At 61.4% G+C, this 24313-nt stretch carries 27 protein-coding genes; 9 read left to right on the top strand and 18 right to left on the bottom strand.

The genetic code is table 11. The annotated features are described in order from the left end of the window. Nucleotides 1-3 precede the first annotated feature (3 nt). Genes V6M87_RS11815 through V6M87_RS11790 form a run of 6 tightly spaced genes read right to left on the bottom strand, consistent with a single transcriptional unit; the run spans nucleotide 4 to nucleotide 5973 of the window. Entirely contained in the window at nucleotides 4-1914 is a 1911-nt protein-coding gene (locus tag V6M87_RS11815) for an ATP-binding response regulator (protein WP_332876827.1), read from the bottom strand. A gap of 7 nt (nucleotides 1915-1921) precedes the next feature. Then, complete coding sequence (locus tag V6M87_RS11810) at nucleotides 1922-3247, bottom strand: sensor histidine kinase (protein ID WP_332876826.1); 1326 nt, start codon at nucleotides 3245-3247, stop codon at nucleotides 1922-1924. Between the two features lie 10 nt (nucleotides 3248-3257). Then, nucleotides 3258-4292, bottom strand: coding sequence for a SpoIIE family protein phosphatase (locus V6M87_RS11805; protein ID WP_332876825.1), 1035 nt, complete (start codon nucleotides 4290-4292; stop codon nucleotides 3258-3260). Further along, nucleotides 4280-4747, bottom strand: coding sequence for an anti-sigma regulatory factor (locus tag V6M87_RS11800; protein WP_332876824.1), 468 nt, complete (start codon nucleotides 4745-4747; stop codon nucleotides 4280-4282). The genes V6M87_RS11805 and V6M87_RS11800 overlap by 13 nt, the downstream gene beginning before the upstream one ends. Beyond that, nucleotides 4747-5103: an STAS domain-containing protein gene (locus V6M87_RS11795; protein WP_332876823.1), complete on the bottom strand. Its 357-nt coding sequence runs from the start codon at nucleotides 5101-5103 to the stop codon at nucleotides 4747-4749. The genes V6M87_RS11800 and V6M87_RS11795 overlap by 1 nt, the downstream gene beginning before the upstream one ends. Nucleotides 5104-5109: 6 nt before the next feature. Then, entirely contained in the window at nucleotides 5110-5973 is an 864-nt protein-coding gene (locus V6M87_RS11790) for an STAS domain-containing protein (protein WP_332876822.1), read from the bottom strand. A gap of 282 nt (nucleotides 5974-6255) precedes the next feature. Between V6M87_RS11790 and V6M87_RS11785 the strand changes: the two genes are divergently transcribed. The 3 genes from V6M87_RS11785 to V6M87_RS11775 all read left to right on the top strand — a co-directional run bounded on the left by V6M87_RS11785 (nucleotide 6256) and on the right by V6M87_RS11775 (nucleotide 8049). Further along, complete coding sequence (locus V6M87_RS11785; protein ID WP_332876821.1) at nucleotides 6256-6813, top strand: glycoside hydrolase family protein; 558 nt, start codon at nucleotides 6256-6258, stop codon at nucleotides 6811-6813. Between the two features lie 8 nt (nucleotides 6814-6821). Further along, on the top strand, nucleotides 6822-7265 hold the full coding sequence (locus V6M87_RS11780) for a hypothetical protein (RefSeq protein ID WP_332876820.1): 444 nt from the start codon (nucleotides 6822-6824) through the stop codon (nucleotides 7263-7265). Between the two features lie 325 nt (nucleotides 7266-7590). Beyond that, nucleotides 7591-8049: a hypothetical protein gene (locus V6M87_RS11775; protein WP_332876819.1), complete on the top strand. Its 459-nt coding sequence runs from the start codon at nucleotides 7591-7593 to the stop codon at nucleotides 8047-8049. Nucleotides 8050-8119: 70 nt separating this feature from the next. Here the strand turns inward: V6M87_RS11775 and pnp are convergent, their stop codons facing one another. Continuing rightward, on the bottom strand, nucleotides 8120-10228 hold the full coding sequence (pnp, locus tag V6M87_RS11770; protein ID WP_332876818.1) for a polyribonucleotide nucleotidyltransferase: 2109 nt from the start codon (nucleotides 10226-10228) through the stop codon (nucleotides 8120-8122). A gap of 183 nt (nucleotides 10229-10411) precedes the next feature. Continuing rightward, complete coding sequence (gene rpsO, locus V6M87_RS11765) at nucleotides 10412-10681, bottom strand: 30S ribosomal protein S15 (RefSeq protein WP_332876817.1); 270 nt, start codon at nucleotides 10679-10681, stop codon at nucleotides 10412-10414. 164 nt (nucleotides 10682-10845) lie between these two features. Here rpsO and V6M87_RS11760 point away from each other — a divergent pair, with 164 nt between their 5' ends. Continuing rightward, nucleotides 10846-11343, top strand: a complete 498-nt coding sequence (locus V6M87_RS11760; protein WP_332876816.1) for a hypothetical protein — start codon at nucleotides 10846-10848, stop codon at nucleotides 11341-11343. Here V6M87_RS11760 and V6M87_RS11755 read toward each other — a convergent pair whose 3' ends face one another. Then, entirely contained in the window at nucleotides 11344-12222 is an 879-nt protein-coding gene (locus tag V6M87_RS11755; protein ID WP_332876815.1) for an alpha/beta hydrolase, read from the bottom strand. Between the two features lie 108 nt (nucleotides 12223-12330). Between V6M87_RS11755 and V6M87_RS11750 the strand changes: the two genes are divergently transcribed. Next, nucleotides 12331-12771, top strand: coding sequence for a hypothetical protein (locus V6M87_RS11750; RefSeq protein ID WP_332876814.1), 441 nt, complete (start codon nucleotides 12331-12333; stop codon nucleotides 12769-12771). On the opposite strand, the gene pssA is transcribed toward V6M87_RS11750, so the two are convergent. The 9 genes from pssA to V6M87_RS11705 form a co-directional block, all read right to left on the bottom strand. Further along, nucleotides 12772-13641, bottom strand: a complete 870-nt coding sequence (gene pssA, locus V6M87_RS11745; protein ID WP_332876813.1) for a CDP-diacylglycerol--serine O-phosphatidyltransferase — start codon at nucleotides 13639-13641, stop codon at nucleotides 12772-12774. Nucleotides 13642-13729: 88 nt separating this feature from the next. After that, nucleotides 13730-14476 (bottom strand): SIMPL domain-containing protein, encoded by a 747-nt coding sequence (locus V6M87_RS11740; RefSeq protein WP_332876812.1) that lies wholly within the window; start codon nucleotides 14474-14476, stop codon nucleotides 13730-13732. A 133-nt stretch (nucleotides 14477-14609) separates the two neighbouring features. Then, the gene (ilvC, locus tag V6M87_RS11735) at nucleotides 14610-15626 is read right to left on the bottom strand and encodes a ketol-acid reductoisomerase (RefSeq protein ID WP_332876811.1); all 1017 of its coding nucleotides are present in this window, start codon (nucleotides 15624-15626) and stop codon (nucleotides 14610-14612) included. A gap of 44 nt (nucleotides 15627-15670) precedes the next feature. After that, nucleotides 15671-16162 carry an acetolactate synthase small subunit gene (gene ilvN, locus V6M87_RS11730; RefSeq protein ID WP_332876810.1) on the bottom strand — a complete coding sequence of 164 codons (492 nt, stop codon included), beginning with the start codon at nucleotides 16160-16162 and terminating at the stop codon, nucleotides 15671-15673. Next, entirely contained in the window at nucleotides 16162-17889 is a 1728-nt protein-coding gene (locus tag V6M87_RS11725; RefSeq protein WP_332876809.1) for an acetolactate synthase 3 catalytic subunit, read from the bottom strand. Before V6M87_RS11725 ends, ilvN begins: the two co-directional genes overlap by 1 nt. 438 nt (nucleotides 17890-18327) lie before the next feature. Continuing rightward, nucleotides 18328-19212, bottom strand: a complete 885-nt coding sequence (locus tag V6M87_RS11720; protein ID WP_332876808.1) for an ABC transporter permease — start codon at nucleotides 19210-19212, stop codon at nucleotides 18328-18330. After that, the gene (locus V6M87_RS11715; protein ID WP_332876807.1) at nucleotides 19209-20018 is read right to left on the bottom strand and encodes an ABC transporter ATP-binding protein; all 810 of its coding nucleotides are present in this window, start codon (nucleotides 20016-20018) and stop codon (nucleotides 19209-19211) included. The genes V6M87_RS11720 and V6M87_RS11715 overlap by 4 nt, the downstream gene beginning before the upstream one ends. 1 nt (nucleotide 20019) lies before the next feature. Beyond that, nucleotides 20020-21021 (bottom strand): ABC transporter substrate-binding protein, encoded by a 1002-nt coding sequence (locus V6M87_RS11710; RefSeq protein ID WP_332876806.1) that lies wholly within the window; start codon nucleotides 21019-21021, stop codon nucleotides 20020-20022. Between the two features lie 20 nt (nucleotides 21022-21041). Further along, on the bottom strand, nucleotides 21042-21929 hold the full coding sequence (locus V6M87_RS11705) for a TauD/TfdA dioxygenase family protein (protein ID WP_332876805.1): 888 nt from the start codon (nucleotides 21927-21929) through the stop codon (nucleotides 21042-21044). A 220-nt stretch (nucleotides 21930-22149) separates the two neighbouring features. Here V6M87_RS11705 and V6M87_RS11700 point away from each other — a divergent pair, with 220 nt between their 5' ends. Genes V6M87_RS11700 through V6M87_RS11685 form a run of 4 tightly spaced genes read left to right on the top strand, consistent with a single transcriptional unit; the run spans nucleotide 22150 to nucleotide 24277 of the window. Next, nucleotides 22150-22719 carry an RNA polymerase sigma factor gene (locus tag V6M87_RS11700; RefSeq protein ID WP_332876804.1) on the top strand — a complete coding sequence of 190 codons (570 nt, stop codon included), beginning with the start codon at nucleotides 22150-22152 and terminating at the stop codon, nucleotides 22717-22719. Continuing rightward, entirely contained in the window at nucleotides 22716-23129 is a 414-nt protein-coding gene (locus V6M87_RS11695; protein WP_332876803.1) for a DUF3619 family protein, read from the top strand. Before V6M87_RS11700 ends, V6M87_RS11695 begins: the two co-directional genes overlap by 4 nt. Further along, nucleotides 23126-23746, top strand: a complete 621-nt coding sequence (locus tag V6M87_RS11690; protein WP_332876802.1) for a DUF3106 domain-containing protein — start codon at nucleotides 23126-23128, stop codon at nucleotides 23744-23746. Before V6M87_RS11695 ends, V6M87_RS11690 begins: the two co-directional genes overlap by 4 nt. 3 nt (nucleotides 23747-23749) lie before the next feature. After that, on the top strand, nucleotides 23750-24277 hold the full coding sequence (locus V6M87_RS11685) for an RDD family protein (RefSeq protein WP_332876801.1): 528 nt from the start codon (nucleotides 23750-23752) through the stop codon (nucleotides 24275-24277). Nucleotides 24278-24313 lie beyond the last annotated feature (36 nt).

Genomic DNA, 24313 nt, shown 5'->3' with positions numbered 1-24313 from the left:
GGTTTATTCCCCGCGCAGTGCCGCTTCCAGCGCTGCCAGCTGCGCCGGCTTCACCAGGTGCGCGTCGAAGCCGGCGTCGCGCGCCTTCTGGCGGTCTTCCGGCGAGCCATAGCCGGTATGCGCCACCAGGCGCGTGTGCGCCAGGTCCGCGTGGCCCTTGATCAGGCGCGCCAGCTGGTAGCCGTCGATACCCGGCAGGCCGATATCGAGCACGATCACGTCCGGCCGCTCGGCCAGTGCCGTCGCCACGATGCTGTGCGCGTCGCTGGCAGTGAGCGTGTCGTAGCCCATTTCAGTGAGGAGAAAACCCATCATTTCCATGGCGTCGACATTGTCGTCGACAAGCAACACGCGCAGGCGCGCCGGCTCGGCGGGCGGCGCCACATGTGGCACGACAACGCTCACCATCGGCGCCATCCCGCTGCGGATCACCGGAAGCTCGACGGTGAACTTGCTGCCCAGGCCAATGCCCGGACTGGTCGCCAGCAGGCGCCCGCCATGCATTTCGAGCAGGCGAGAGACCAGTGACAGGCCGATGCCCAGGCCTTCCTGGGCGCGGTCCGGTGCCACCGACACCTGCGCGAACATGCCGAAGATGCGCGACAGGTTGCCACGTTCGATGCCAATGCCATTGTCGATGACGTCGATGCGCGCGACCTGCGCGCCGACCTCGCCGACCAGCTCGACCCGGATCGAGACTTTGCCCTGCTCGGGCGTGAACTTGGCCGCATTGTGCAGCAGATTGCCAACCGATTGCGCCAGGCGCACGGCGTCGCCCGAGACCCATATATCCACGGCCGGCAACTGCACGTCGAGCGTATGGCGGCGCGCCTGCAGCAGCGGCGTGGCCGTCTCGATGGCCTGGGCGATCACCGGGCCGATGTTGATGTCTTCCCGGCGCAGCACGATTTTGCCCTGCGAAATGCGGGCCACGTCGAGCAGGTCGTCGACCAGGTGCGCCAGGTGATCGACCTGGCGCGTGATGACGTCGCGGGCGCGCTCGCGCAGGCCGATATTGTCGTCGCCGCCGTTGGCCAGTAACGCCGCCGCACTGCGGATCGGCGACAATGGATTGCGCAATTCGTGCGCCAGCGTGGCCAGGAATTCGTTCTTGTTGACGTCGGCCGCGCGCAGCAGCGACTCCATCTCGCGCCGGCGTGTGATATCGCTGGTCACGCGCGCCACGCGATACACCTCATCGCGTGCATTACGCACCGGGAACAGGCGATCGCGCACCCAGCGGATCGTCCCGTCTTCCGTCACCACCCGGAATTCTTCGTCATAGCTGTGGTACTCGTCGGTCGCCTTCCAGCGCCGCTGCACGCCCGCGCGGTCATCCGGGTGCACCGCGGCCAGCCAGTCGTCGTGCGTGCTGCCCAGTTCTCCAGCCAGGCGCCCGAAGATCGACGCATACGCCGGGCTGACGAACACCAGCGCGCCACTCGGCACCGCAAACATCCAGAACACGTCCTCGATATTGTCGGTCAGCTGGCGGAAGCGTTCTTCGCTGTCGCGCAGCGCGCTTTGGGTCTGGCGCATGCGCATCAACGCGTTCACGTTGGCGATCAGTTCATCGGCTTCAATCGGCGCGGCCAGATAATTGTCGGCGCCCCCTTCCAGGCCGCGGATCTTGTCGTCGCGGCCCGTCAGTGCGGCAGAGGTTTGCAGCACCAGGATGGCCGCCGTGGCCGGGTCGGCCTTGATGCGGCGGCACACTTCGATACCGTTGATGTCCGGCAGTTTGACGTCCAGCAGCACCAGGTCGGGCTCGTCGCGGCGCGCAAACGCCAAAGCGTCGGTACCATTTTCCGCTTCAACCACGCGAAAGCCTGCGCTTTGCAGGATGCGGGTCTTGGCATAGCGGGCGCCGTCGTTATCGTCGACGTTCAGGATCAGGGTGGCGTGAGCGATCATATTAATTCTAGTGATTGACTGGCTTCGTGACATGGCGCGGCAGCGTCAGTGTAAACGTGGAGCCCACGTCGGGGGTACTGGTAACATCGACTTGCCCGCCGAGCAGCGCGGCCAGCTTGCGGCACAGCGGCAGGCCCAGGCCCGTGCCCTTGCTGCGCCGCTGCAGCGGATGCTCGATCTGGCTGAATTCTTCGAAGATCAGCTGCAGGTTGTCGGCGCTGATGCCGATCCCGCTGTCACTGACGGAAAACACCACAGCATCGGCATGGGTCGCGTTACTGGCCGTGATGCGCACCGTCCCACGTTCGGTGAACTTGACGGCATTCGAAATGAAGTTGCGCAAGATCTGGGAAATCTTGCCTTCGTCCGATTCAAACGGCGCCACATGGTCAGCGGCGTCGAAAATCATGGCGACAGTGGTGCCATCGACCAGCGGCAGCAGCGTGCCTTTCAAGACGCGGAACAGGTTATCCGGCACCACCGGCGCGTGCAGCAAATCGACCTTGCCCGCTTCGATTTTTGCGAGATCGAGCAGGTCGTTGACCAGCTCCGACAGGTCGTTCGCCGCCACCGCGATAAAGCGCACCTGGCGCTCCTGCTCCACTGTCAGCTCGCCATCCATGCGGTCGAGCAGCAGCTTGGCCAGGGCCCGGATCGAAGACAGCGGGGTGCGCAGCTCGTGGCTGGTGTTCGACAGGAAGCGCGACTTCATTTCGTCGGCACGGCGCAGGCGCTCGGCCTTCTCTTCAATCTCGGCGTACAGCGCGACGATGCCGCGGTTGGTGTCCTCCAGCTCGCGCGTGAGGGACAGCAAATCTTCCTGGCGTTCGCGCAGTTCGGCCAGGGTTGACACCAGTTCCTGGTTTTGCTGCTGGACTTCGGCAAAGGTGCTCGCTTCCGGGCTGCTGGCCAGGTCATTGGTCAGCGCCGTGATCTGCGCGGCACTCGGACGCGCGTGTAGCGGCAGGCGCTTGCTCATCACGATCAGCGGCGGCTGGCCCGGTTCGCGCTGCACTTCGCAGTTGTCCATCAGGCGGTGCGCGTTGACGATGGCCACTTCCGGCAGCGAATCGCTGTCGTCGATCCCCATCGCGGCGCCGCCGCCGATGATCACTTCCAGCTGCAGGCCGTCGTCAGAGAGCGCAAACGTGGCGCGCCGGCCGGGCGAGGTCTGGGTCAGGGCGCGTGCGACCTCGGAGACGGCAGTGGCGATGCGCACCTGGTCCTGCAGGCCGAAGCCGAGCGCCCCGGAGATTTGACGCGCGCGCTGGCGCACCAGGACCACGTCCTGCTGGCGGTCGAGGGGAACGGAAAGCAAGCGGGGAAGTATCACGCAGCACCTCTCATGAGAAATCCTGCGCGCGGCGCACGACCAGCACCATGGCGTCGTCGCGCGCACGCGCGAAATCGCGCATCAACACGGCGCCGATCAGGGCCGGATGGCGCGCCTGCAGGCCTGGATAGGATTCCAGCGACCACTGCGTCGACAGACCATCCGAATGCAGGATGCACAGCGCGCCCGGCGCGCATGGCACCGTGAACTCCTGCACCTTGCGCATGTTGTTACCAACGATGCCATTGTGCGAGACCAGCTGGCGCCGCACGCCGTCGTCGTCGTACACGCAGGCGCCGATGTTGCCGATGCCGGCAAAGCGCACTTCATCGCGCTCGAAGTCGATGCGCGCCGCGGCCATCGCGGCGCCACGGGTGGCGCGCATGACGTTGTGGGCATTGTCCATTACGCGCGCCGGTTCCGCCGACGGCGATTTTTCCAGCGAGGCGATGGCGGCGAGCGCCGCCTCGGCAGCGATCGGGCCGTGGCCAAGGCCATCGACACCCAGCAGGTTGGCGCCGCGTTCATCGATGGACACGGCCCAGCCGTCGCCACTTTCGTCCTCGCCGGCCAGCGGCAACGACAAGGCGCCGATCTCCAGCGGGCCGGTGACGGCGCCATGCGGCGCATCGCGATACAGGCGCATGAACAATGCAGCGCCCTTCTCGCGCGCCGAATAAATATCGAAGGCATCGGACAGGCGCACCAGCGCGCCCAGGCCGTTGCCCGCGGTGCCGGCGCTGGACACGCCGTCGCGCAGGGCCAGGTTGATGTCGGCGATGCCGGGGCCCGTATCAAAAGCGATCACGTCGATGCCGGGCACGCGCGTGGGTGCCGGCCCCACAAACAGTTTGCCGGCAACGCCGTGCTTGACAATATTGGTGGCCACTTCGGTAATGATGATGGCCAGCCGGCCGGCACGGGTTTCATCGAAGCCCATGTCCCTGGCCAGTTGCTGGCCACCGCGGCGGGCTGCCGCCACGTCGCTGGCGTGCGTAATGCTGAAGGCGAACTGCGTTTTAAGCGAACTGATTAACGTTTCCATTTTGCGACAGATACTGCCATTCCTTCTCCAACCCGCGTGTCAATTTCAAATTCATCCACCAGCCGCCTCGAGCCGGACAGGCCGAGCCCGAGTCCGCCGCCGGACGTGTAGCCGTCGGTCAGCGCCAGATCGAGGTCCGGGATGCCAGGACCGCCATCGACGAACAGCAAGGCGACGCCGTCGCGCATGCCATCGTCGAGCAGTTCGAGCTGCACTTCGCCACCACCGCCGTACTTGATGGTGTTGCGTGCCAGCTCGCTCGCGGCCGTTACCAGCTTGGTCTGGTCGATCAGCGAAAGCTTGATGGCCAGCGCGCGCTCGCGCACCTGCTTGCGTAGATGGACCACGTCTTCGTCGGTACGCAACGGCACGATCACGCTGTCCTTGCGCACGCTGCGGAAGCGTTCACGCAAGCGCGTCTGGATCAGCAGGGGCGATGCTGACGCCGCGTACATTAACGAAAACTCTTGCCAAGCAGGGCCATGCCGCGCTCGACGTTGAGGGCGGTTTTCACGCCGACCAGGTCCAGGCCCAGCTCCACCAGCGTGATGGCAACGGCCGGCTGCATGCCGACCACCACGGTGCGCGCATCGAGGATGGACGCCATCGCAGCGGTGTTGCTGATCATGCGGCCGATGAACGAGTCGACCAGGTCGAGCGCCGAAATATCGATCAGCACGCCCTTGGCGGAATCGTCGACGATGCGCTGGGTCAGGTCGTCCTGCAAGGTCATCGCCAGGCGGTCGTGCATGTCGACCTGGATGGTCACCAGCAGCAGGTCGCCCATGCGAAGGATAGGAATGCGTTCCATGCGCGGTCAGGCCTTGGGCGCTTTGACGAAGGTGGCGCCGGTGCGTCCCAGCGCAACCAGGAAGGCATCAGCCAGCGTGGCTTTGGTGACCACGTCTTCCAGGTTCACGCCCAGGTGCACGATGGTTTGCGCGATCTGCGGGCGGATGCCGGAAATAATGCAGTCGGCGCCCATCAGGCGTGCAGCCGAAATCGTTTTCATCAGATGCTGCGCGACCAGGGTATCGACGGTCGGCACGCCGGTGATGTCGATGATCGCGATTTCCGCGCCGGTGTCGACGATTTTTTGCAGAATGTTTTCCATCACCACCTGCGTGCGTGCGCTGTCGAGCGTGCCGATCAGCGGCAGCGCCAGGATACCGTCCCACAGTTTCACGACAGGCGTCGACAGCTCGAGCAATTCCTGCTGCTGGCGCACGATGACCTGGTCGCGGGTTTTCTGGAACACTTCGATGGTGTACAGGCCCAAACGGTCGAGCAAGGTGCCCAGCATCCACGAGGCGTCAGCCAGCGCTTGCGGATCGCTGCCGAAGCCCTGGCGCAGCGTGGTGAACAGCGGCTGCTTCAGCGAGAAAATGAACATCGCCGTTTCGCTCGGGGTGGAACCCTGGCGCGCCCGGATGCCGGAGAATTCGCTCAGCAAATCGCGCACTTCATCCCAGGAGCGATGCTCCATGTTGTCGAGGCTGCCGCTGCGGGTGGCTGCAATGAACAGTGCCAAAAACTGGGCACATTGCTTGCGCAATTGTTCTTTGGAGACGGCGCTCGAGCGCATCGTCGCCGCTTCGAGGTCGGCCAGCCATTGGGCGCCGATGGCAACTTCGTTTTCCTGGATGAGGGTACTGATGCGGCTTGCGTATTCGGTAGACATTCAGTCGATCCTTGTGGGTGTTGACGTTCAATTTCAGCGCTATCTTGCGCTTGCGTACCGCGGCGTCGATGCGCCTGCTGGTAAATGAGGAACTATAGCATCTCTTTCCTAACCAACATGGTTTCGACACAGAGAAAGTGACGTGGTGCGCCCGTGTCTGTCACATTTTATCGACGCCCTCTTCCCGTCCAAAAAATTCCTTCGCGCAATCTTGACTTCGCGCACGCGCGGCAATGGATTCGGCTGCTACGTTGGCGGTCTCTGACTATTTGAGGAGACAACATGTTGAACAAACCAGCCAAACCGCAAGCGGCGGCGCCCGCCACGCCGAATGCGTCGATGTCGATGAGTACCGACGCGCGAGCCAGCATGCGCGTGACCGAAAAGGCGATTTATAAGTACTACAACGATATGGGAAAGAATAAAGGGAACTGCACCTGGGGCGCGGGCATCCTGGCGCACAAGGGCGTCTGTTCGAGCGAAGAACTGGGGCGACTGGTCAACGCGCAGTCGGTCGACATCGTGTTCGGGCAGAAGGTGGCGGAGGCCGAGCGGATTGTACGTCGCAGCATCAAGGTTGACCTCAACCAGGCCCAGTTCGACGCTTTATGTAGTCTGACGTATAACGCCGGACCCACTGGCGCCAGCGATACCTTTCTGCTCATCAATCGCAGCGACTTCGTTGGAGCTGCCGCCAACATCAATAGAATGATCAAGGTGTCGATCGTCAAAAACGGAAAAAAGACGAAGGTGGTCGCGCGGGGTCTTATTAAAAGACGCGCCGAAGAAAGCGCACCATTCCGTGCACAGCCGGTAGCTGCTTCGGCATTATCCAAATGAGGAAACATATGTCCAGATTGATGCCCCATTGTGCCATCACGATCTTTTCTCTGTTGGCATGCACAACATGGCCGTGCTCCTCGGCGCAATCCGCCGAAGCGAAAGAGTCCGATGTCTTCGGCCACTGGCGATTCGCTGCAGTGCTCGATAGCTCCGACATCAGTTCGCTCGACGACCGCGAAGCGCAGCAACTGGTCGGCCGAATTTTCACGGTCAACAAGGATCACGTCAAATTCGGGAAGCGCGATTGCGGCCCGCCTGAGTTGGAAGCCGAGTTGGTGGAACCTGCCTGGTATCTGCGTGAAAAGGCGCATGCCAGCTCGGAACTGCTTCGCTTGCCTAGCCCTGTGACGGTGGTCAAATTAGGTTGCACAATCGCCTTCATCAAGAATCCGCAGAACATCGTGGTGCACTGGAAAGGCTGGTTCTTCGACGCCAAGCGCGTTCCTTAACGCGTCACGTTCATGGATTAAAAAACCGCCAAGGCGCTCGCGGTTTTTTATTTCTACAACGGACGCCTATCGAGAAACACTCTGGGCGACGCCGCACCGCCCCACCACCGCTATGCCATCCAACGCGAAGCCAAGAAGCCCCAATCAAACTGGCTCCGATACATTCATCTTAATCATTAACGACGACTTTACCGGCGCTGCTGCAAATATCGGCAAAAGGAAATACGTGGTAGCGCCAGTCCTGATCAAACGCCGCGCGGAAGAAAGTGCACCCTTACGCGCTCCGTCTCTTCCGCAAAGTTCGGCCAACTAACAAGGAAATCACATGTCATTATTCTTCCCGACGTCGACACGAAGCCTTGCTCCATTTGCGATCGCCGCAGCCTTTGCAGTTGCGATTTATCCCGCAGGATCGGCGCTTGCCGCCGACTACCAGGAGCTTGGCGTCATCGGCAAGTGGCGCCTGACGAAAGCTCTCGACTCCGCAGACATTACTTCACGCGATGAGCACGAAGCGCAGCAATTGCTGGGACGCGTCGTCACCATCTCCAAGGAAGCCGTCAAATTCGGCAATGACGACTGCCCGGCGCCGGGATTTGAATCGCAGCTGGTAGCGCCGGGCCCCTATGTGCGCGAATGGTTCCATGCCAGCTCGGAAAACCTGGGTTTGCCCAATCCAGTCACCGTGGTGGATCTTGGCTGCGCGAATGTTTTCATCAAGGGCCGTCAGCGCATTGTCGTGTTCTGGGATGGCTGGTTTTTCGACGCCAAGCGCATGCGCTAAGCGCCGTCCTTTGACGAAAAAAAACCGCCAGGGCTCACGCGCTGGCGGTTTTTTTATTGACAGCTAACGCTTACTGGGCAGCAGCGCCTTCAACCGGATCGGCGGCCTTCATCGACAGCTTCAAACGGCCGCGTTCGTCGGTTTCGAGAACCTTGACGCGCACTGCCTGGCCTTCTTTCAGATAATCAGCGACCGCATTCACGCGCTCGTTGGCAATCTGCGAGATGTGCAGCAGGCCATCTTTACCCGGCATGACTTGCACGATAGCGCCGAAGTCCAGCAGTTTCAACACGGTGCCGTCGTAGGTCTTGCCCACTTCAACCGACGCGGTCAACTCTTCGATGCGGCGCTTGGCTTCCTGGCCGGCAGCAGCGTCGACCGAGGCGATGGTGACCAGGCCTTCGTCGCTGATGTCGATCTGGGTGCCCGTCTCTTCGGTCAGCGCGCGGATGACTGCGCCGCCCTTGCCGATCACGTCACGGATCTTCTCTGGATTGATCTTGATGGTGATCAGGCGCGGTGCGAAGTCCGACAGCTCGGTCTTCACGTGCGGCATGGCCTTCTGCATTTCGCCCAGGATGTGCTCGCGGCCTTCTTTGGCTTGCGCCAGCGCCACTTGCATGATTTCCTTGGTGATGCCCATGATCTTGATGTCCATCTGCAGCGCGGTAATGCCGTTGGCGGTACCCGCTACCTTGAAGTCCATGTCGCCCAGGTGATCTTCGTCACCCAGGATGTCCGACAGGACGGCGAACTTGCCGCCCTCTTTGATCAGGCCCATGGCGATACCGGCCACGTGCGCTTTCATCGGCACGCCGGCGTCCATCAGTGCCAGGCAACCGCCACAAACGGAGGCCATCGACGAGGAACCGTTCGATTCGGTGATTTCCGATACCAGGCGCACCGAGTAGCTGAAGTCAGCCGGGTCAGGCAAGGCGGCGATCAGCGCGCGCTTGGCCAGGCGGCCGTGGCCGATTTCGCGGCGCTTAGGCGTACCCACACGACCGGTTTCGCCGGTGGCGAACGGTGGCATGTTGTAGTGCATCATGAAGTCGTCGGTGTACTCGCCCATCAGCGCGTCGATCTTCTGGCTGTCGCGGGCGGTGCCCAGCGTGGCCACGACCAGCGCTTGCGTTTCGCCGCGGGTGAACAGAGCGGAGCCGTGGGTACGCGGCAGGATGCTGGTGCGGATCGCGATCGGACGCACGGTGCGGGTATCGCGGCCATCGATGCGTGGTTCGCCATCGAGGATCTGCGAACGCACGACTTTGGCTTCCATGTCGAACAGGATGTTGTGCACGTCGGCGTGGTCGTGGTCGCCCTGGCCGTCAGCAGCCAGGCCAGCCATCACTTCCAGCGACAGCGTTTTCAGCTTTTGCTGGCGCGCCGATTTTTCGCGGGTCTGGTACGCATCGCGCACTTTGTCGGTTGCCAAGGCAGCGACGCGGGCGATCAGTGCCTCGTTTTTCGCTGGTGGAATCCACTCGACTTCCGGCTTGCCGCCATCGGCAACCAGGTCGTGAATTGCATCGATGACGACGCGCATCTGGTCGTGACCAAACACGACGGCGCCGAGCATGATTTCTTCCGACAATTGCTGGGCTTCCGATTCAACCATCAGCACGGCCGTTTCGGTACCGGCGACAACCAGGTCCATCTGCGACGTTTTGAGCTGGGTGGTGGTCGGGTTCAGGATGTATTGACCATTCGCGTAACCGACGCGGGCAGCGCCGATCGGGCCGCTGAACGGCACGCCGGAGACGCACAGGGCGGCGGAGGCGCCGATCATGGCGGCGATGTCCGGGTCGATTTCAGGGTTGACCGACAGCACGTGGATCACCACTTGCACTTCGTTCAAATAGCCTTCAGGGAACAGCGGGCGGATCGGACGGTCGATCAGGCGGGACGTGAGCGTTTCTTTTTCGGAAGGACGGCCTTCGCGCTTGAAGAAACCGCCCGGGATTTTACCGGCAGCGTACGTCTTCTCGAGGTAGTCAACGGTCAGGGGAAAGAAGTCCTGGCCTGGCTTGGCGTCCTTGCGGGCCACCACAGTTGCCAGCACCACGGTGTCTTCGATGGAAACCATCACGGCGCCGGAAGCCTGGCGCGCGATTTCACCGGTTTCCAGGGTGACCTGGTGTTGACCGTACTGGAAGGTTTTCGTAACTTTGTTAAACATGGGTAATTCCCTTTCTATTTGCCGACAGATTTTCAGGGGCTGTCGTTCACCTCACCACGGACGGCACACCAACACCGTCAACTGCAATTACTGTGAATCAATATTCTGTGCTGCAAAAACGAAAAATGCCCGCGACAGTCAGACTGGCGCAGGCATTTCTCGACTAAACGTGGGCGGCAATAATTACTTGCGCAGGCCGAGTTTGGCGATCAGGTCACGATAACGGGTCGCGTCCTTGCTTTTCAGGTAGGACAGCAGGCTCTTACGACGGTTGACCATCATGATCAGGCCGCGGCGGGAGTGGTGATCCTTCTGGTGGGCCTTGAAGTGACCGTTCAGTTCGTTGATGCGGGCGGTCAGCAGTGCAACTTGCACTTCTGGCGAGCCGGTGTCGTTCAGGCCACGGGCGTTGTCGGCGATGATGCCGGCTTTGTCGATGTTTTCTACGGACATGATGTTACCTTTCACATGCGGTGCAAGAGTCGCAACCCAGCGCACCGTGATTACACAAACCTTGGCCGGATGACCAAGACCCGAGAGTATAGGCGAAATTCAAGCGTGCGACCAGTGTTGAATGCATCTGGCTGAGGCATGATGGCGGCAACGACGGAGGAATCATGCGACTTTTCACGAAAATTGCCACAGTTACCACCGCGCTGCTGCTGCAAGGCTGCGCCACCTTCGGCCCACCACCGGTGCCGGGCGACAGCATCGAGGCGGTCGTCGCGAAACTGGGGCCGCCGCAAGGCGTGTACCCCGAACCCGATGCGGGCCAGCTGTTCGAGTACCCGCAGGGGCCGTATGGCCAGACCACCTTCATGGCCCGGTTCGGCAACGACCGCCGCCTGCAGTCCTACGAGCAAGTGCTCACGAACGAAAAATTCGGCATGCTCAAGATCGATCGCGCTACCAGGGACGATGTGCTGCGCACCATCGGACGCCCGGCAGAACGGTCGCGGGTCGCGCTGCATAACTACGAGGTATGGTCCTACCGCTACAAGGAAAGCGGTGTCTGGAACTCGATGATGCACGTGCACTTTGACCAGGACGGCATCGTGCGCATGATGCTCAACGGCCCAGACCCGATGTACGACGACCGCAAATTTTTCAGATAGTTATTGTTTGCGGCCGCCGTCGCTGTTCACGAAGGCCTGCACCACATCAATGGTCGGCGCCAGCGCATGCAGCGGCGTCGCCAGCGAGCCCACCAGCGTGGCGTGATTGACGCGGTCCAGATACACCTCGCGCACCGGCACACCATTGGCGCGGAATTTCTTCGCCAGCTCGCCCGTGTTGCGCGCCGGATTGACCATCTCGTCCTTGTTCGCCGCAATCAGCAGCGCCGGCGGCGAAGACGCGCTGACGTGGTTGATCGGCTGCGATTCCGGCGGCGTGTCCGGATAGTTGAACACAGAGCGCGTCTCGACATTTTCCACCGGCAGGAAGTTGTACGGCCCCGCCAGCCCGATGAACCCGCGCACGACGCCCGGCTTGATGCCAGCCCTGGCCAGCAGGCCCGGATCGAGCGCCACCATGGCCGCATTGTAGGCGCCGGCACTATGCCCCATGACGAACAGGCGCGAGGCATCGCCTCCATAGTTCTTGATCTCGCGTACCGTCCAGGCGACCGCGGCGGCGCTGTCGGCGAGGATCTCGGGATAGCGCACCTCCGGATACAGGCGGTAGTCGGGAATCACGACGACAAAGCCGCGCTTGGCCAGCGCGCGGCCAACAAACGCGTAATCGGCGCGATCGCCCATGTTCCAGTTGCCTCCATAGAAAAACACGATCACGGGCGACGAGTTCGACGCCGACGCCGGCCGGTACACGTCCAGACGCTGGCGTGCTTTCAATCCATAGGCCACATCGGCATCCGCTTGCAACGCATTCCCGGGCGACACCGCGTTGATGACCGACAGCGGCGAACAGGCACTCAAGCCGGCCAACACCAGCAGGGTTCCGGCAATGGTCAAAGCGTATTTCAGTTTGGTCATGGTAACGATGGAATGAATGGGTTTCAAATGATTATAACGTTCCTTGGTGCAATGCAGCACACGTAGGATGGACGAACAAATCCATGCGCAGAGCGTATAGTTCCTTGCATGAACCCATGCCGCCACTTCTGCTTTGCATTGCTGATCGCTGCCGCGCCGGCCGCCTTTGCCCAGGTCCTGGACATGGACCTGGCGAAGGAGCAAGCACGCGCGACCGTCGAAAAAATGGACGCCGCCAAAGCGCTGCCGGAATCGACCCGTCCCTTGAGCGCCTCGCCGCAAATGGATGCGTGGAAACGCTTCGAGAAGGGCATCGAGCGCGCGGGAGAACTGGCGCCACCGCGCCCCGGCGAAGCACCCAAGATCGAAGAAATCATCGAGCCGGGCGGCTACGGCCGGCGCCGCTACCGCGTGATTTCGGCCACTGGCACCTACTGCATCACCTACGAGTCGAACCACGCGCCGGACGGTCTCGACTCGATGGCGAACGGCATCAAGCCGAAGATCACCACCTGCCCGAAAGACGAGCAAGCGGCGACCAGGCCATAGTCAGCGCCGCTCGTCCTTGTCGATTGGGCCCTGGTCCAGTGAAACGATATTCACAGGCTTGCCTTTCGCCAGGCGCAGCAGAAAAATCGCATATCCCGACAAGCCGTAGACCAGGAAAATTGGCCACAGCGCCACGGCCGGGTTGATCGCCACCAGCGCAAAGCCCAGCGCGATCAGGAACACGACGATGAACGGCACCGATTTTTTGAAATTGACATCCTTGAAGCTGTAGAACGGGATGTTGCTCACCATGCTCAGGCCGGCAAAGACGGCAATCGTCCACGACAGCCAGTCGACCGAGCGCGCGCTGATATTGATGTCCGGGTCGCTCATCATCAGGATGAAGCCGACCACCAGCGCTGCCGCGGCAGGACTCGGCAAACCCTGGAAGTAGCGCTTGTCGACCACTTCGATATTCGTGTTGAAGCGCGCCAGCCGCAAGGCAGCGCCAGCACAATAGATGAACGCGGCCAGCCAGCCGAGTTTGCCCAGACCACGCAGCGACCACTCATAGATCACCAGCGCCGGCGCGGCGCCGAACGACACCATGTCCGACAGGCTGTCGTACTGCGCGCCGAACTCGGACTGGGTATTCGTCAGGCGCGCAACGCGGCCGTCGAGGCCGTCGAGGATCATCGCAATGAAGATGGCCCAACAGGCCTGGTCGAAGCGCTGGTTCATGGCCATCACGATGGCGTAGAAACCGGCGAACAAGGCGGCAGTGGTGAAGGCATTCGGCAGCAGATAAATGCCGCGGCGGGGCTGGATATTGCCGGCGGCATCGACCCGGCGCTTGGTGAAGCGCTTGAAGCGGGCGAACTTGACCCCTGGTGGCTTGGGGTTCTTTTTGCGGCGGGGGAAGTTCGGCATAATTTTCCGTATCATGTAAGAGTGCGCATGCTTGCAGTGCGTGCACTTATTATAGTGGCCGCACTGGCAAGTTAGCGAACGCCTAATGTCAGCGGAATTTAACTTTGCCAACCAGGCGCATGCTCAGCGTGGTTTCGCCTGGCTCGAAGCTCGGTTCAGCCATGTCCTGGGCCGGGGCGGCGCGCGACATTTTCATCATCATCGGTGCGGGTGCAGCAGCGCCTTCAGCGTAGTTGCCCGAACCTTCAAAATCCACCGTGTCCACGATTGCGTCGGCCGGCGCCTTGCCCATCGCGCGCGCGACCGAGGCGACCCGTTCAGTCAGGTTGCGGTAGGTGGCAGCAATGCGCTCGTCATCGAGCTGCCTGGTTAATGCCGGACTCAGACCGAAGTTCACGCCATTGATCTGCAACACTTTCTGGGCCGCCGCGGCAGTCTTCTTCAAGTCGGCCAGGTTGGTGGTTTTCACTTCCAGGTATTGCCCGACGCGCCAGGCAGTGGGCACGCGCTTGACGTTCGCGGCGAGCGGGCGCTGCGGATTGTCTTCTGGATACACCGGGTAGGTGTAATAGCCGTAGGTTTTCAGTTTCGCCGACGCATCGCTGCTTTTGACGATATCGGTGCCCTGCTTCATCTTCGCGTTCACACGCGAGGCGGCGGCGTTCTTGTCCTTGTCCTGCTCTTCGACGGCCAGCATCAGGGTTGCTTCGTCGTTGGCGCGGGTGACTTCGCCAAACGCAGGAACGACGACCAGCGTGCCGGTCGTGACGGACTGGGCCTGGGCGCCAGCGGCGAGCAGGACGGAAGCGAATACGAGGGATTTTGAAAGTGACATGAACATCTCCTGGTGAGTTACTGATGTAACCACAATACAGGGGTTTGCAGAATGTTCACATGGTTGTAATGCTTCGTTGCAATTCAATCCCCGAGCAGGCGGGGGCCATAGCCCCCGCCTGCTCGGGCACCGCTTAGTTTTTCGACTGATCAACCAGCTTGTTCTTCGCAATCCACGGCATCATCGCGCGCAGTTTCTCGCCGACGATTTCGATCGGGTGCTCGGCATTGAGGCGGCGGCGTGAAATCAGGGTCGGTGCGCCGGCCTTGTTTTCGAGGATAAAACTCTTCGCGTATTCGCCGGTCTGGATATCCTTCAGACACTGCTTCATCGCTTCCTTGGTCGCCGACGTCACCACTTTCGGACCGGTCACGTACTCGCCATATTCGGCGTTGTTCGAGATCGAGTAATTCATGTTGGCGATACCGCCTTCATAGATCAGGTCGACGATCAGTTTCAGTTCGTGCAAGCATTCGAAATACGCCATTTCCGGCGCGTAGCCGGCTTCGGTCAGGGTCTCGAAACCCGCCTTGATCAGCTCGACCGCACCGCCGCACAGCACGGCTTGTTCGCCGAACAGGTCGGTCTCGGTTTCTTCACGGAAGTTGGTTTCGATGATGCCGGCACGGCCGCCGCCATTCGCCATCGCATACGACAAGGCGATGTCGCGCGCCGAGCCGGAGGTGTCCTGGTAGACGGCGATCAGGTGCGGCACGCCGCCACCCTGGCTGTAGGTGCCGCGCACGGTGTGGCCCGGCGCTTTCGGCGCGACCATGATGACGTCGAGGTCGGCGCGTGGCACCACTTGACCGTAGTGGACGTTGAAGCCATGGGCGAAGGCCAGCACGGCGCCCTGCTTGGCGTGCGGTGCGACGTTTTCGTTGTACACCTGGGCGATGTTTTCGTCCGGCAGCAAAATCATGATGATGTCGGCAGCTTTCACCGCGTCATTGACTTCTGCAACCTTCAGGCCGGCTTGCTCGACCTTGGTCCACGACGCGCCGCCCTTGCGCAGGCCGACGGTGACGTTCACGCCGGAGTCATTCAGATTTTGTGTGTGCGCGTGACCCTGCGAGCCGTAGCCGATGATGGCGACGTTCTTGCCTTTGATGAGGGAGAGGTCGCAATCTTTGTCGTAGAAAACTTTCATTTTTTTATCCTGGTAATTTTTATGAGGTGTATTCGGGGTACTGCTTAAACCTTGAGGATGCGTTCGCCGCGTCCGATACCGGAGCCGCCGGTGCGCACCGTCTCGAGGATCGCGCTGCGGTCGATCGAGTCGATGAAGGCATCCAGCTTGGCCTTGTTGCCGGTCAGCTCGATCGTGTACGTCTTTTCGGTGACGTCGATGATGCGGCCGCGGAAGATGTCGGCCGTGCGCTTGACCTCTTCGCGCTCCTTGCCCACCGCGCGTACCTTGATCAGCATGAGCTCGCGCTCGATGTGCTGGCCTTCGGTGAGATCGACCACCTTGATCACCTCGATCAGGCGATTCAGGTGCTTGGTGATCTGTTCGATGATGTCGTCCGAGCCGCTGGTGACGATGGTCATGCGCGACAGGGTCGCGTCTTCGGTCGGCGCCACCGTCAGCGTTTCGATGTTGTAGCCGCGGGCCGAGAACAGGCCGACCACGCGCGACAGGGCACCGGCTTCGTTTTCAAGCAGGACAGAAATAATATGGCGCATTACAAGTCCTCCGAACCGAGCAGCATTTCCGACAAGCCCTTACCTGCTTTCACCATCGGCCACACGTTTTCCGTTTGGTCGGTAATGAAATTCATGAAGACCAGGCGGTCTTTCATGGCAAAGGCTTCGCGCAGCGCGCCGTCGACGTCGCCCGGATTCTCGATCTTCATGCCGACGTGGCCGTAGGCTTCCGCCAGCGCCGTGAAGTCGGGCAAGGAGTCGAGATAGGACTCGGAATAACGCGAACCGTAATCGATCTGTTGCCACTGGCGCACCATGCCGAGGGCGCGGTTGTTCAGCAGGATGATTTTCGGGGTCAGGTGATACTGCTTGCAGGTTGCGAGTTCCTGGATGCACATCTGGATCGAGCCTTCGCCGGTGATGCAGGCAACGGTCGCGTCCGGGTTGGCCATCTGCACGCCCATGGCATACGGCAAGCCGACACCCATGGTGCCCAGACCGCCGGAATTGATCCAGCGGCGCGGCTTGTCGAAGCGGTAGTATTGCGCCGCCCACATCTGGTGCTGGCCCACGTCGGACGTGATGAAGGCATCGCCCTCGGTGATGTCCCAGACTTTTTCGACCACCGATTGCGGCTTGATGACGAGGTCGGAACCCTGGTACTTCAGGCACTCCTTGCCGCGCCATTCGTTGATGGTTTTCCACCAGCCTTGCAGGTGCGTTGCATTCGGTTTGGCTTCGCTGGCATCTAACTGTGACAGCAATTCGATCAGCACATCCTTGACGTTGCCGACGATCGGAATATCGACCTTGACGCGTTTCGAAATCGAGGACGGGTCGATGTCGATATGGATGATCTTGCGCGGATTCGACGCGAAGTGTTTCGGGTTGCCGATCACGCGGTCGTCGAAGCGGGCGCCGATGGCAATCAACACGTCGCAGTGCTGCATCGCCATGTTCGCTTCGTAAGTGCCATGCATGCCGGGCATGCCCAGGAACTTGTCACTCGAGGCACGGTAAGCGCCCAGGCCCATCAGCGTGTTCGTCACCGGGAAACCGAGCTTGTCGACCAGGCGATTGAGTTCCGGCGAAGCATTCGCGAGAATCACGCCGCCGCCGCTGTAGATCATCGGGCGTTCCGCTTGCAGCAGCAACTGGACCGCCTTGCGAATCTGGCCGGCGTGTCCCTTGTCGACTGGCTTGTACGAGCGCATTTCGATTTCGCGAGGATACGAGTACATGCAGGTGTGCATGCTGATGTCCTTCGGGATATCGACCAGCACGGGTCCGGGACGGCCTGTGCGTGCGATGTAGAACGCCTTCTTGATGGTTTCCGCCAAATCCTTGACATCCTTGACCAGGAAATTGTGCTTGACCACGGGGCGAGTGATCCCGACCGTGTCGCATTCCTGGAAGGCGTCCTGCCCGATGGCGTGGCTCGGCACCTGGCCGGAAATGACCACCATCGGAATCGAATCCATGTAGGCAGTCGACAAGCCGGTAACGGCATTGGTGACGCCGGGACCGGAGGTGACAAGCGCAACACCGACCGTGTTCGAGCTGCGCGAATAGGCATCGGCGGCGTGAATGGCTGCTTGTTCGTGGCGCACGAGGATGTGCTGGAAGGCGTCTTGCTGGTAGATCGCGTCGTAAATGTACAGGACAGCGCCGCCCGGATAACCGAAGACGTGCTTGACGCCCTCTTCCGCGAGACAACGTACGAGGATCTCGGCGCCTGTGATCGGGCCGGTTGGTTCGGTACTCATAAAAATCCTTTCAAGACCCAGAGGGAGTTTGATCGGATGCTCTTTCCTGACGAAACACGCTTACTCGCAACAGCCTCAGGCGTCCCTTCTCTCTGTGCCGCGCCATTCTCTCATTCACCCGTTGGGCAACTTACGAAATGGCACTGACCACAACTCGTTCGGCTTGAGTTTCTGCGGCGGTTAGTCGTGTCCCTCGCGCTTGTGGCACGGGTGGGAGCAAACTGCCTACAAATGAAAGCGCGTCATGAAGAGGATGGCCTTGTGTGCCGGTCTCAACTTGACCATGGAGCTTCGGGGTTGCAAAGCGTTACATACATTAGCGCGCTGCACCATTTTGGTCAAGGACAAATACATGGTTTTAAAACCACCCCCTGCGATCAACACAGCGCGCTCTTAATTAGTGCAGAAATTGTCGGTTTGACGCCATATTAAAGCGCTTTATCGTTGCATACCCCAGCGCCGGATGGTCACTTTCTCCGCGGTCTGAAACACGGTGTTCTCGACCAGTAAACCAATGATGATCACCATCGCGAGGCCGGCAAACACCTTGTCCGTATACAGTTCATTGCGGCTCTGAAAAATGTACCAGCCCAGGCCGCCTTTCCCGGAGGTGGTGCCAAACACCAGCTCGGCGGCAATCAAGGTGCGCCAGGCAAACGCCCAGCCGATTTTAAGGCCTGACAAAATGGCTGGCAGCGCGGCCGGAATCAGAATCTGAAACACCAGCCCGACGCCGCCCAGGCCGTAGTTGCGCCCGGCCATGCGCAGCGTCTCCGGCACGCTGCGAAAACCGGCATAGGTGTTCAGCGCCAGCGGCCACATCACCGAATGCATCAGCACGAAAATCAGGCTGCCCTTGCCCAGGCCGAACCACAGCAGCGCCAGCGGCAACAGCGCAATGGCAGGTAGCGGATTGAACATGGCGGTGAGCGTTTCCAGCAAATCGCGCCCGAAGCGGGTCGACACGGCCAGCGAGGTCAACAGGAAGGCGCCCAGGATGCCGGCGCCATAGCCCTGCACCAGCACCCACAGCGACACGCCGACGTAACCCAGCAGTTCGCCCGAGACTATGCCTTCATAGAATGCCTTGCTGGTCGCGACGACACCCGGCAACAGCAAATCATTGTTCTGCCAGCGCGCAATGGCTTCCCACAGGACCGCAATCACGACCAGCAACAGGCTTTTCCTGATCCACCCGGCCTGCGCCCACCACCGTCTCCCCGGCGAAGGCCGGGGCCCATGCCGAGCTTGCTCGACACGCGGCGCCGACGCCGGCTCCAACTCATACTCCGCCCGAATCGGCGGTTCAAGAAGCGCACTCATACCGTCACCGTCACACCAGTCGCCTGCACCAGCGGCTCTTCCCCAAACAACAGACGATGAATCCGCCCGGTCGCCGCCTGGAACGCCACGCTGCCCGCACTGTGCAAGCCAAACTGATGGCTATTCAATTCCGCCCGCACCCGCCCCGGATGGGGACTGAGCAACAAGATCCGGTTGCCCACCACCAGCGCTTCTTCGATCGAGTGGGTCACGAACAGCATGGTAAAACGCATCTCGTCCCACAGCATCTGCAGCTCTTCCTGCATCTTGCGGCGGGTGAGCGCGTCGAGGGCCGCAAACGGCTCATCCATCAACAAAATTTTCGGCTGCATGGCCAGCGCCCGCGCAATCGCCACGCGCGCCTTCATGCCACCCGACAGCGTGTGCGGATAGGCATGGGCAAACTGCGCCAGACCGACTTTCTCCAGCCACGCCAGTGCGCGCGCCGAGGCCTCGGCCCTGGAAACGCCACTGACCAGCATCGGAAACATCACATTCTGCTGCACCGTTTTCCACGGCGGCAGCTGGTCGAATTCCTGGAACACGACAATGCGGTCCGGACCCGGCGCGGTGATGCGCTGGCCGGCCAGCGTCAGCGTGCCTGCCGTCGGCGTGATGAAGCCGCCGACGGTTTTCAGCAAGGTCGACTTGCCGCAACCAGACGGCCCCAGCAGGACGAAGCGGTCGCCTTCATGCACATCGAAGCTGACGTTTTCGGTGGCGCGCACAGCGCCGTAATCGATGGTCACACCGCTTGCGCGCAGCAGTGGTTCAGGCGTGCCGGACTGGAAGGGAAAGACCGCCATCTCAGCTCCCCTTGGCTAACGCCGGATGCTCGAAGAAGTAATCGCGCCAGCTGGCCGGCTGCTTCTTGATGGCGCCCGCCTTGAACATGAATTGCGCCAGGCCCAGGGTGTTTTCCGGCGCCACCTTGAACTGCACTTGCGGATTCTTGATGACCTTGAGCAGCAATGCGCGGTCCAGGCTGCCCTTGTTGATGCGCAGGTAAGCGTCGGCCGCCCCGTCCGGGTTCTTCGTGATCCATTGCGCCGCTTCATCCAGCGCGGCGATGAAGGCGCGGTACGTTTTCGGGTTCTCCTTGACGTATTTTTCGGTGGCGTACAGCACCGTGGCCGAACTCGGCCCGCCCTGGACGTCGAACGAATTGAGAACGATGTGCGCCTTCGGGTTGCCGGCCAACTCCTGGTCCTGGAACGGTGGATTGCCGAAGTGCGCATTGATTTCGGTCTGGCCGGCGATGATGGCCGCTGCGGCATCCGGGTGCGGCAAGGTTTGCGTCAGGTGATCGAGCTTCTTGAATTCACCCACGCCCCACTGCTTCGCCGCCGCCATTTGCAGCAGGCGTGCCTGCACCGAGACCGTCACGGCCGGCAAGGCGATGCGGTCGGCGGCCGTGAAGTCGGCGATGGTGTTCACTTTGGGATTGGTGCTGACCAGGTAGTACGGGAAGTTGCCCAGCGACGCCACGCCCTTGACGTTCTGCTTGCCGGCGGTGCGGTCCCAGATGGTCAGCAGCGGCCCGACGCCGGCGCCGGCCACGTCGATCGAACCGGACAGCAGCGCATCGTTGACGGCCGCGCCGCCGGACAGCTTGACCCAGTCGACGTCGATGTCGATGCCGGCCAGCTTGCCTTGTTTTTCAATCAGTTTCTGGTCCTGCGCCACGTTGAGCAGCAGGTAGACCACGCCGAATTGTTCGGCGATGCGAAGCTTGCCTTCGGCGTGGGCAGCGTTGGACAGGGTGATGGCAGCGACCGTCAGTGCGGCGGCGATGGTACGTAATTTCATGTGTTGTTCTTCTTAAAAGATTAAAACGGGCGGTCGCCTTCGATGGTGGTGCGGTACAGCTTGCGGCGCTGGTCTTCCGGACAACCGGCAGCCAGGTGCATCAGCGAGCGGTTATCCCAGAACACCATGTCGTGCGGCTGCCACTGGTGGCGGTACACGTGTTCGGGACGCGTGCTCAGGTCAAACAGCTCGGCCAGCAAGGCGTCGCTCTCTGCCTGCGCCAAGCCGACGATCCTGGTCGTAAAATGCTCGCTGACGAACAGTGCGCGCCGCCCGGTTTCCGGATGCACGCGCACGACCGGCTGCACGACGGGTTTGACCTCGTCGATCTGCGCCTGGGTCAGGTTCGGGCGCCACGGGTTGCGGCGCTGCAGTTCGGCATACTTGGCAAGGTAGCTGTGTTCGGCATACAGATTGATCACCTTGTTCTGCAAGGCCAGCGGCAAGCGTTCCCACGCCGTGTGCTGGTTGGCAAACAAGGTGTCGCCGCCTTCCTGCGGCAACTCTTGCGCGTGCAGCATGGACCCAAGGCTGGGGATGGCTTTATAGGACAAGTCCGAGTGCCAGAAATGCCCGGCATCGCCCAGGCCGATGGGCTGGTCGTTTTCCTTGATGTTGGAAATGATCAGGATTTCCGGGTCGGTGGGCAGCTGGAACTGGCGCAGCACGTGGATTTGCAGCGGACCGAAGCGCCGGCTGAATGCGACCTGCTGGGTCGGCGTGATGCGCATGTCACGAAAAATGAGCAAGTGGTGGTCGAGGTGGGCGCGATGCAGCACGGCAAAATCGTCGTCGCTGAGCGGGCGGCGCAGGTCGAGCCCGAACACCTCGGCGCCCAGGGCGCCGTCGACGGGACGAATGTCAAATGACTTGCTTGAGAATAATGGTTGGGCTAAAACGGCGGACATGGCATGCCTGTTCAGTAGTCGATGCGTCGAGCTTACCGATGCGCAGGCGCTAACCCAACGAAGGTTTTCAACTATCCAAGTCCGAAAAGTGTCCGATTTCAGTGCGGCAATGTGACCGTTGGCGTGAATCAGGTGCAGTTCCCGCGCTTTTTTGCTAGAGTGCGTCAGTTTCCCAGCAGCCATAGGCAATGTACCTGCGGCGCACCCACCTCTCGAGCGCATGGCCACCGACAAAGAACTTTCCGATTTCCTGGAGCACGTGGAACGGCGCGCCTTCAAGCAAGCCGTCTACGCCGTGCGCAAGGACGAATCTGCGTTCGACATCGTGCAGGACGCGATGATCAAGCTTGCCGAGAAATACGGCGACAAGCCGGCCGCCGAATTGCCGATGCTGTTCCAGCGCATCTTGCAGACCACCATCCTCGATTATTTCCGACGCGAAAAGGTGCGAAACACCTGGGTCAGCCTGTTTTCGGGAATGGGCCGGCGCGACGGCGACGAGGAGGAGTTTGATATACTGGCGTCGTTTGAGGCAGAGCAAGGTTCCAGCGCAGCGGAGTCAAGCGCGGACCAGGTAGAACGCGCGCAAACCCTGCATATCATCGACAACGAAGTACAAAAACTGCCGCCACGTCAACGGGAAGCCTTCCTCATGCGTTACTGGCAGGATATGGACGTGGCTGAAACTGCAGAAGCCATGGGGTGCTCGGAAGGCAGCGTCAAAACGCATTGTTCGAGAGCGACACACACCCTCGCCGCCGCGTTGAAAGCCAAGGGATTGACATTATGAACACCGACGACATCAACCTGGCGTACGCGGTACGCCGCGCGCTGAACGAACAGCTCGATACGCTGCCAGACGCCACCACGGCGCGACTGGCGGCCGCGCGCGCCAGCGCGCTCGCACGCAAGAAAGCCGACGCGCCGCAGCGCGCGCGCAAGCCGGTGGCGCAAGGTGGGTTGTTTGGCATCCAGTTGCGCGCCCTGTTTTCCGGCGCCGGCCTGGGCCGCATTGCCGTCGCCGTCCCGCTGTTCGCGCTGGTGGCCGGCCTGGCCGGCGTCTACCAGCAAGAGCAGAAACAGCATATCGCCGACGTGGCCGAGCTCGACGCGGCCGTGCTGTCGGACGAATTGCCGCTGACCGCGTACCTGGACGATGGCTTTAACGCTTACCTGGCATCGCAGAAGCGCGCGCAATGACGACCAAGCGGCTTCGGTTCGGCGTGGCAATTTTGGGTGGCGCCCTGGCGCTGGCTGTCTGCGCGGCCGCGCTGCACGCGCAGCAGACGGCGCCCCAAATCGGGCAGCCAGCAGCGCCGCCACCGGCCCAGGCGCGCAAAGCCCCCGTCAAAACGGCTGACAAGCCGGTCTGGAGCCAGCTGTCGGCGGCGCAAAAAATTGCCTTGGAACCCTTGCAGCGCGAATGGGATCCAATGGAAGGCGTGCGCAAGCAAAAATGGCTGGAACTGGCCAATCGCTATGCCACGATGAAACCGGAAGAGCAGCAACGCGTCCATGAGCGCATGCGCGAATGGGTGCGCCTGACGCCCGCGCAACGCGCGGCGGCGCGGCAGAATTACACCCAGGCCAAAACGCTCGCCCCCAACGAAAAAAGCGCCACCTGGGAAAGCTACAAGCAATTGCCTGATGAACAAAAACAGAAGCTCGCCGAGCAAGCCGCGCGCAAGCAATTGACCAATGTGCCGCCAGCCAAGTCGCCGCAGCGCAGTACCACGCCGGTGTTGCGCGGCGCCCCCACCCCGGCCACTGCAGCGATGGCGACGGGCAGCGTCAGCGCCGCCGCGCCCGTCAAATAAGCGATGCTTGACAACCCAGCGGTGGCCATCCGCACGCCGACCATCAAGCGGCGCCTGATGGCCATGCTGTACGAGCTGATGCTGATTGCCGCCGTCGAATTCTTCGCCAATTTCCTGTTTATTTTTTTGAGCGGCAACCGCCAGGCGCCGCTGTTCCGCCACCTTGGCATTGCGCTGTTTTTCCTGGTCGCCGCCGCCTACTTCCTGCACGCGTGGTGCGGCAGCGGCTTCACGCTGGCGATGAAAACCTGGCGTATCAAGCTGGTGAAAGTGGGCCATGCGCGCGTGCCGTTCGGCGCCGCCCTGCTGCGCCACCTGCTGGCCTGGTGCTGGCTGCTGCCGGCGCTGTACCTGTCCCATGTGCTCAAGCTCAGCCACGGACAGACCGGCATCGCGCTCGCTATCGGCATCGCGGTCTGGGCGCTGACTGCCTTCCTCGACCAGGACCGCCAGTTCCTGCACGATAAACTGGCGGGCACCCGGCTGATCCAGCTGCCGCCACCCGCTCGGAAGCTGCCCGCCACGGCTTGAGGCGCGCCCAGCGGCTTTTTTGATTAATTTAAACGA

The sequence above is a fragment of the Massilia sp. S19_KUP03_FR1 genome (assembly GCF_036688685.1).
In the GTDB taxonomy this organism is placed as follows: Bacteria; Pseudomonadota; Gammaproteobacteria; order Burkholderiales; family Burkholderiaceae_D; genus JALYUM01.
The sequence above is the reverse complement of the archived record's forward strand: the minus strand, read 5'-3'. Positions and strand labels throughout refer to the sequence as shown.

Excerpts from the sequence above, each read along its gene's own strand:
- V6M87_RS11815 (WP_332876827.1), bottom strand. The coding sequence starts at position 1,914 with ATGATCGCTCACGCCACCCTGATCCTGAACGTCGACGATAACGACGGC.
- V6M87_RS11805 (WP_332876825.1), bottom strand. The coding sequence starts at position 4,292 with ATGGAAACGTTAATCAGTTCGCTTAAAACGCAGTTCGCCTTCAGCATT.
- V6M87_RS11800 (WP_332876824.1), bottom strand. The coding sequence starts at position 4,747 with ATGTACGCGGCGTCAGCATCGCCCCTGCTGATCCAGACGCGCTTGCGT.
- V6M87_RS11795 (WP_332876823.1), bottom strand. The coding sequence starts at position 5,103 with ATGGAACGCATTCCTATCCTTCGCATGGGCGACCTGCTGCTGGTGACC.
- V6M87_RS11790 (WP_332876822.1), bottom strand. The coding sequence starts at position 5,973 with ATGTCTACCGAATACGCAAGCCGCATCAGTACCCTCATCCAGGAAAAC.
- V6M87_RS11785 (WP_332876821.1), top strand. The coding sequence starts at position 6,256 with ATGTTGAACAAACCAGCCAAACCGCAAGCGGCGGCGCCCGCCACGCCG.
- V6M87_RS11780 (WP_332876820.1), top strand. The coding sequence starts at position 6,822 with ATGTCCAGATTGATGCCCCATTGTGCCATCACGATCTTTTCTCTGTTG.
- V6M87_RS11775 (WP_332876819.1), top strand. The coding sequence starts at position 7,591 with ATGTCATTATTCTTCCCGACGTCGACACGAAGCCTTGCTCCATTTGCG.
- pnp (WP_332876818.1), bottom strand. The coding sequence starts at position 10,228 with ATGTTTAACAAAGTTACGAAAACCTTCCAGTACGGTCAACACCAGGTC.
- rpsO (WP_332876817.1), bottom strand. The coding sequence starts at position 10,681 with ATGTCCGTAGAAAACATCGACAAAGCCGGCATCATCGCCGACAACGCC.
- V6M87_RS11760 (WP_332876816.1), top strand. The coding sequence starts at position 10,846 with ATGCGACTTTTCACGAAAATTGCCACAGTTACCACCGCGCTGCTGCTG.
- V6M87_RS11755 (WP_332876815.1), bottom strand. The coding sequence starts at position 12,222 with ATGACCAAACTGAAATACGCTTTGACCATTGCCGGAACCCTGCTGGTG.
- V6M87_RS11750 (WP_332876814.1), top strand. The coding sequence starts at position 12,331 with ATGAACCCATGCCGCCACTTCTGCTTTGCATTGCTGATCGCTGCCGCG.
- pssA (WP_332876813.1), bottom strand. The coding sequence starts at position 13,641 with ATGCCGAACTTCCCCCGCCGCAAAAAGAACCCCAAGCCACCAGGGGTC.
- V6M87_RS11740 (WP_332876812.1), bottom strand. The coding sequence starts at position 14,476 with ATGTCACTTTCAAAATCCCTCGTATTCGCTTCCGTCCTGCTCGCCGCT.
- ilvC (WP_332876811.1), bottom strand. The coding sequence starts at position 15,626 with ATGAAAGTTTTCTACGACAAAGATTGCGACCTCTCCCTCATCAAAGGC.
- ilvN (WP_332876810.1), bottom strand. The coding sequence starts at position 16,162 with ATGCGCCATATTATTTCTGTCCTGCTTGAAAACGAAGCCGGTGCCCTG.
- V6M87_RS11725 (WP_332876809.1), bottom strand. The coding sequence starts at position 17,889 with ATGAGTACCGAACCAACCGGCCCGATCACAGGCGCCGAGATCCTCGTA.
- V6M87_RS11720 (WP_332876808.1), bottom strand. The coding sequence starts at position 19,212 with ATGAGTGCGCTTCTTGAACCGCCGATTCGGGCGGAGTATGAGTTGGAG.
- V6M87_RS11715 (WP_332876807.1), bottom strand. The coding sequence starts at position 20,018 with ATGGCGGTCTTTCCCTTCCAGTCCGGCACGCCTGAACCACTGCTGCGC.
- V6M87_RS11710 (WP_332876806.1), bottom strand. The coding sequence starts at position 21,021 with ATGAAATTACGTACCATCGCCGCCGCACTGACGGTCGCTGCCATCACC.
- V6M87_RS11705 (WP_332876805.1), bottom strand. The coding sequence starts at position 21,929 with ATGTCCGCCGTTTTAGCCCAACCATTATTCTCAAGCAAGTCATTTGAC.
- V6M87_RS11700 (WP_332876804.1), top strand. The coding sequence starts at position 22,150 with ATGGCCACCGACAAAGAACTTTCCGATTTCCTGGAGCACGTGGAACGG.
- V6M87_RS11695 (WP_332876803.1), top strand. The coding sequence starts at position 22,716 with ATGAACACCGACGACATCAACCTGGCGTACGCGGTACGCCGCGCGCTG.
- V6M87_RS11690 (WP_332876802.1), top strand. The coding sequence starts at position 23,126 with ATGACGACCAAGCGGCTTCGGTTCGGCGTGGCAATTTTGGGTGGCGCC.
- V6M87_RS11685 (WP_332876801.1), top strand. The coding sequence starts at position 23,750 with ATGCTTGACAACCCAGCGGTGGCCATCCGCACGCCGACCATCAAGCGG.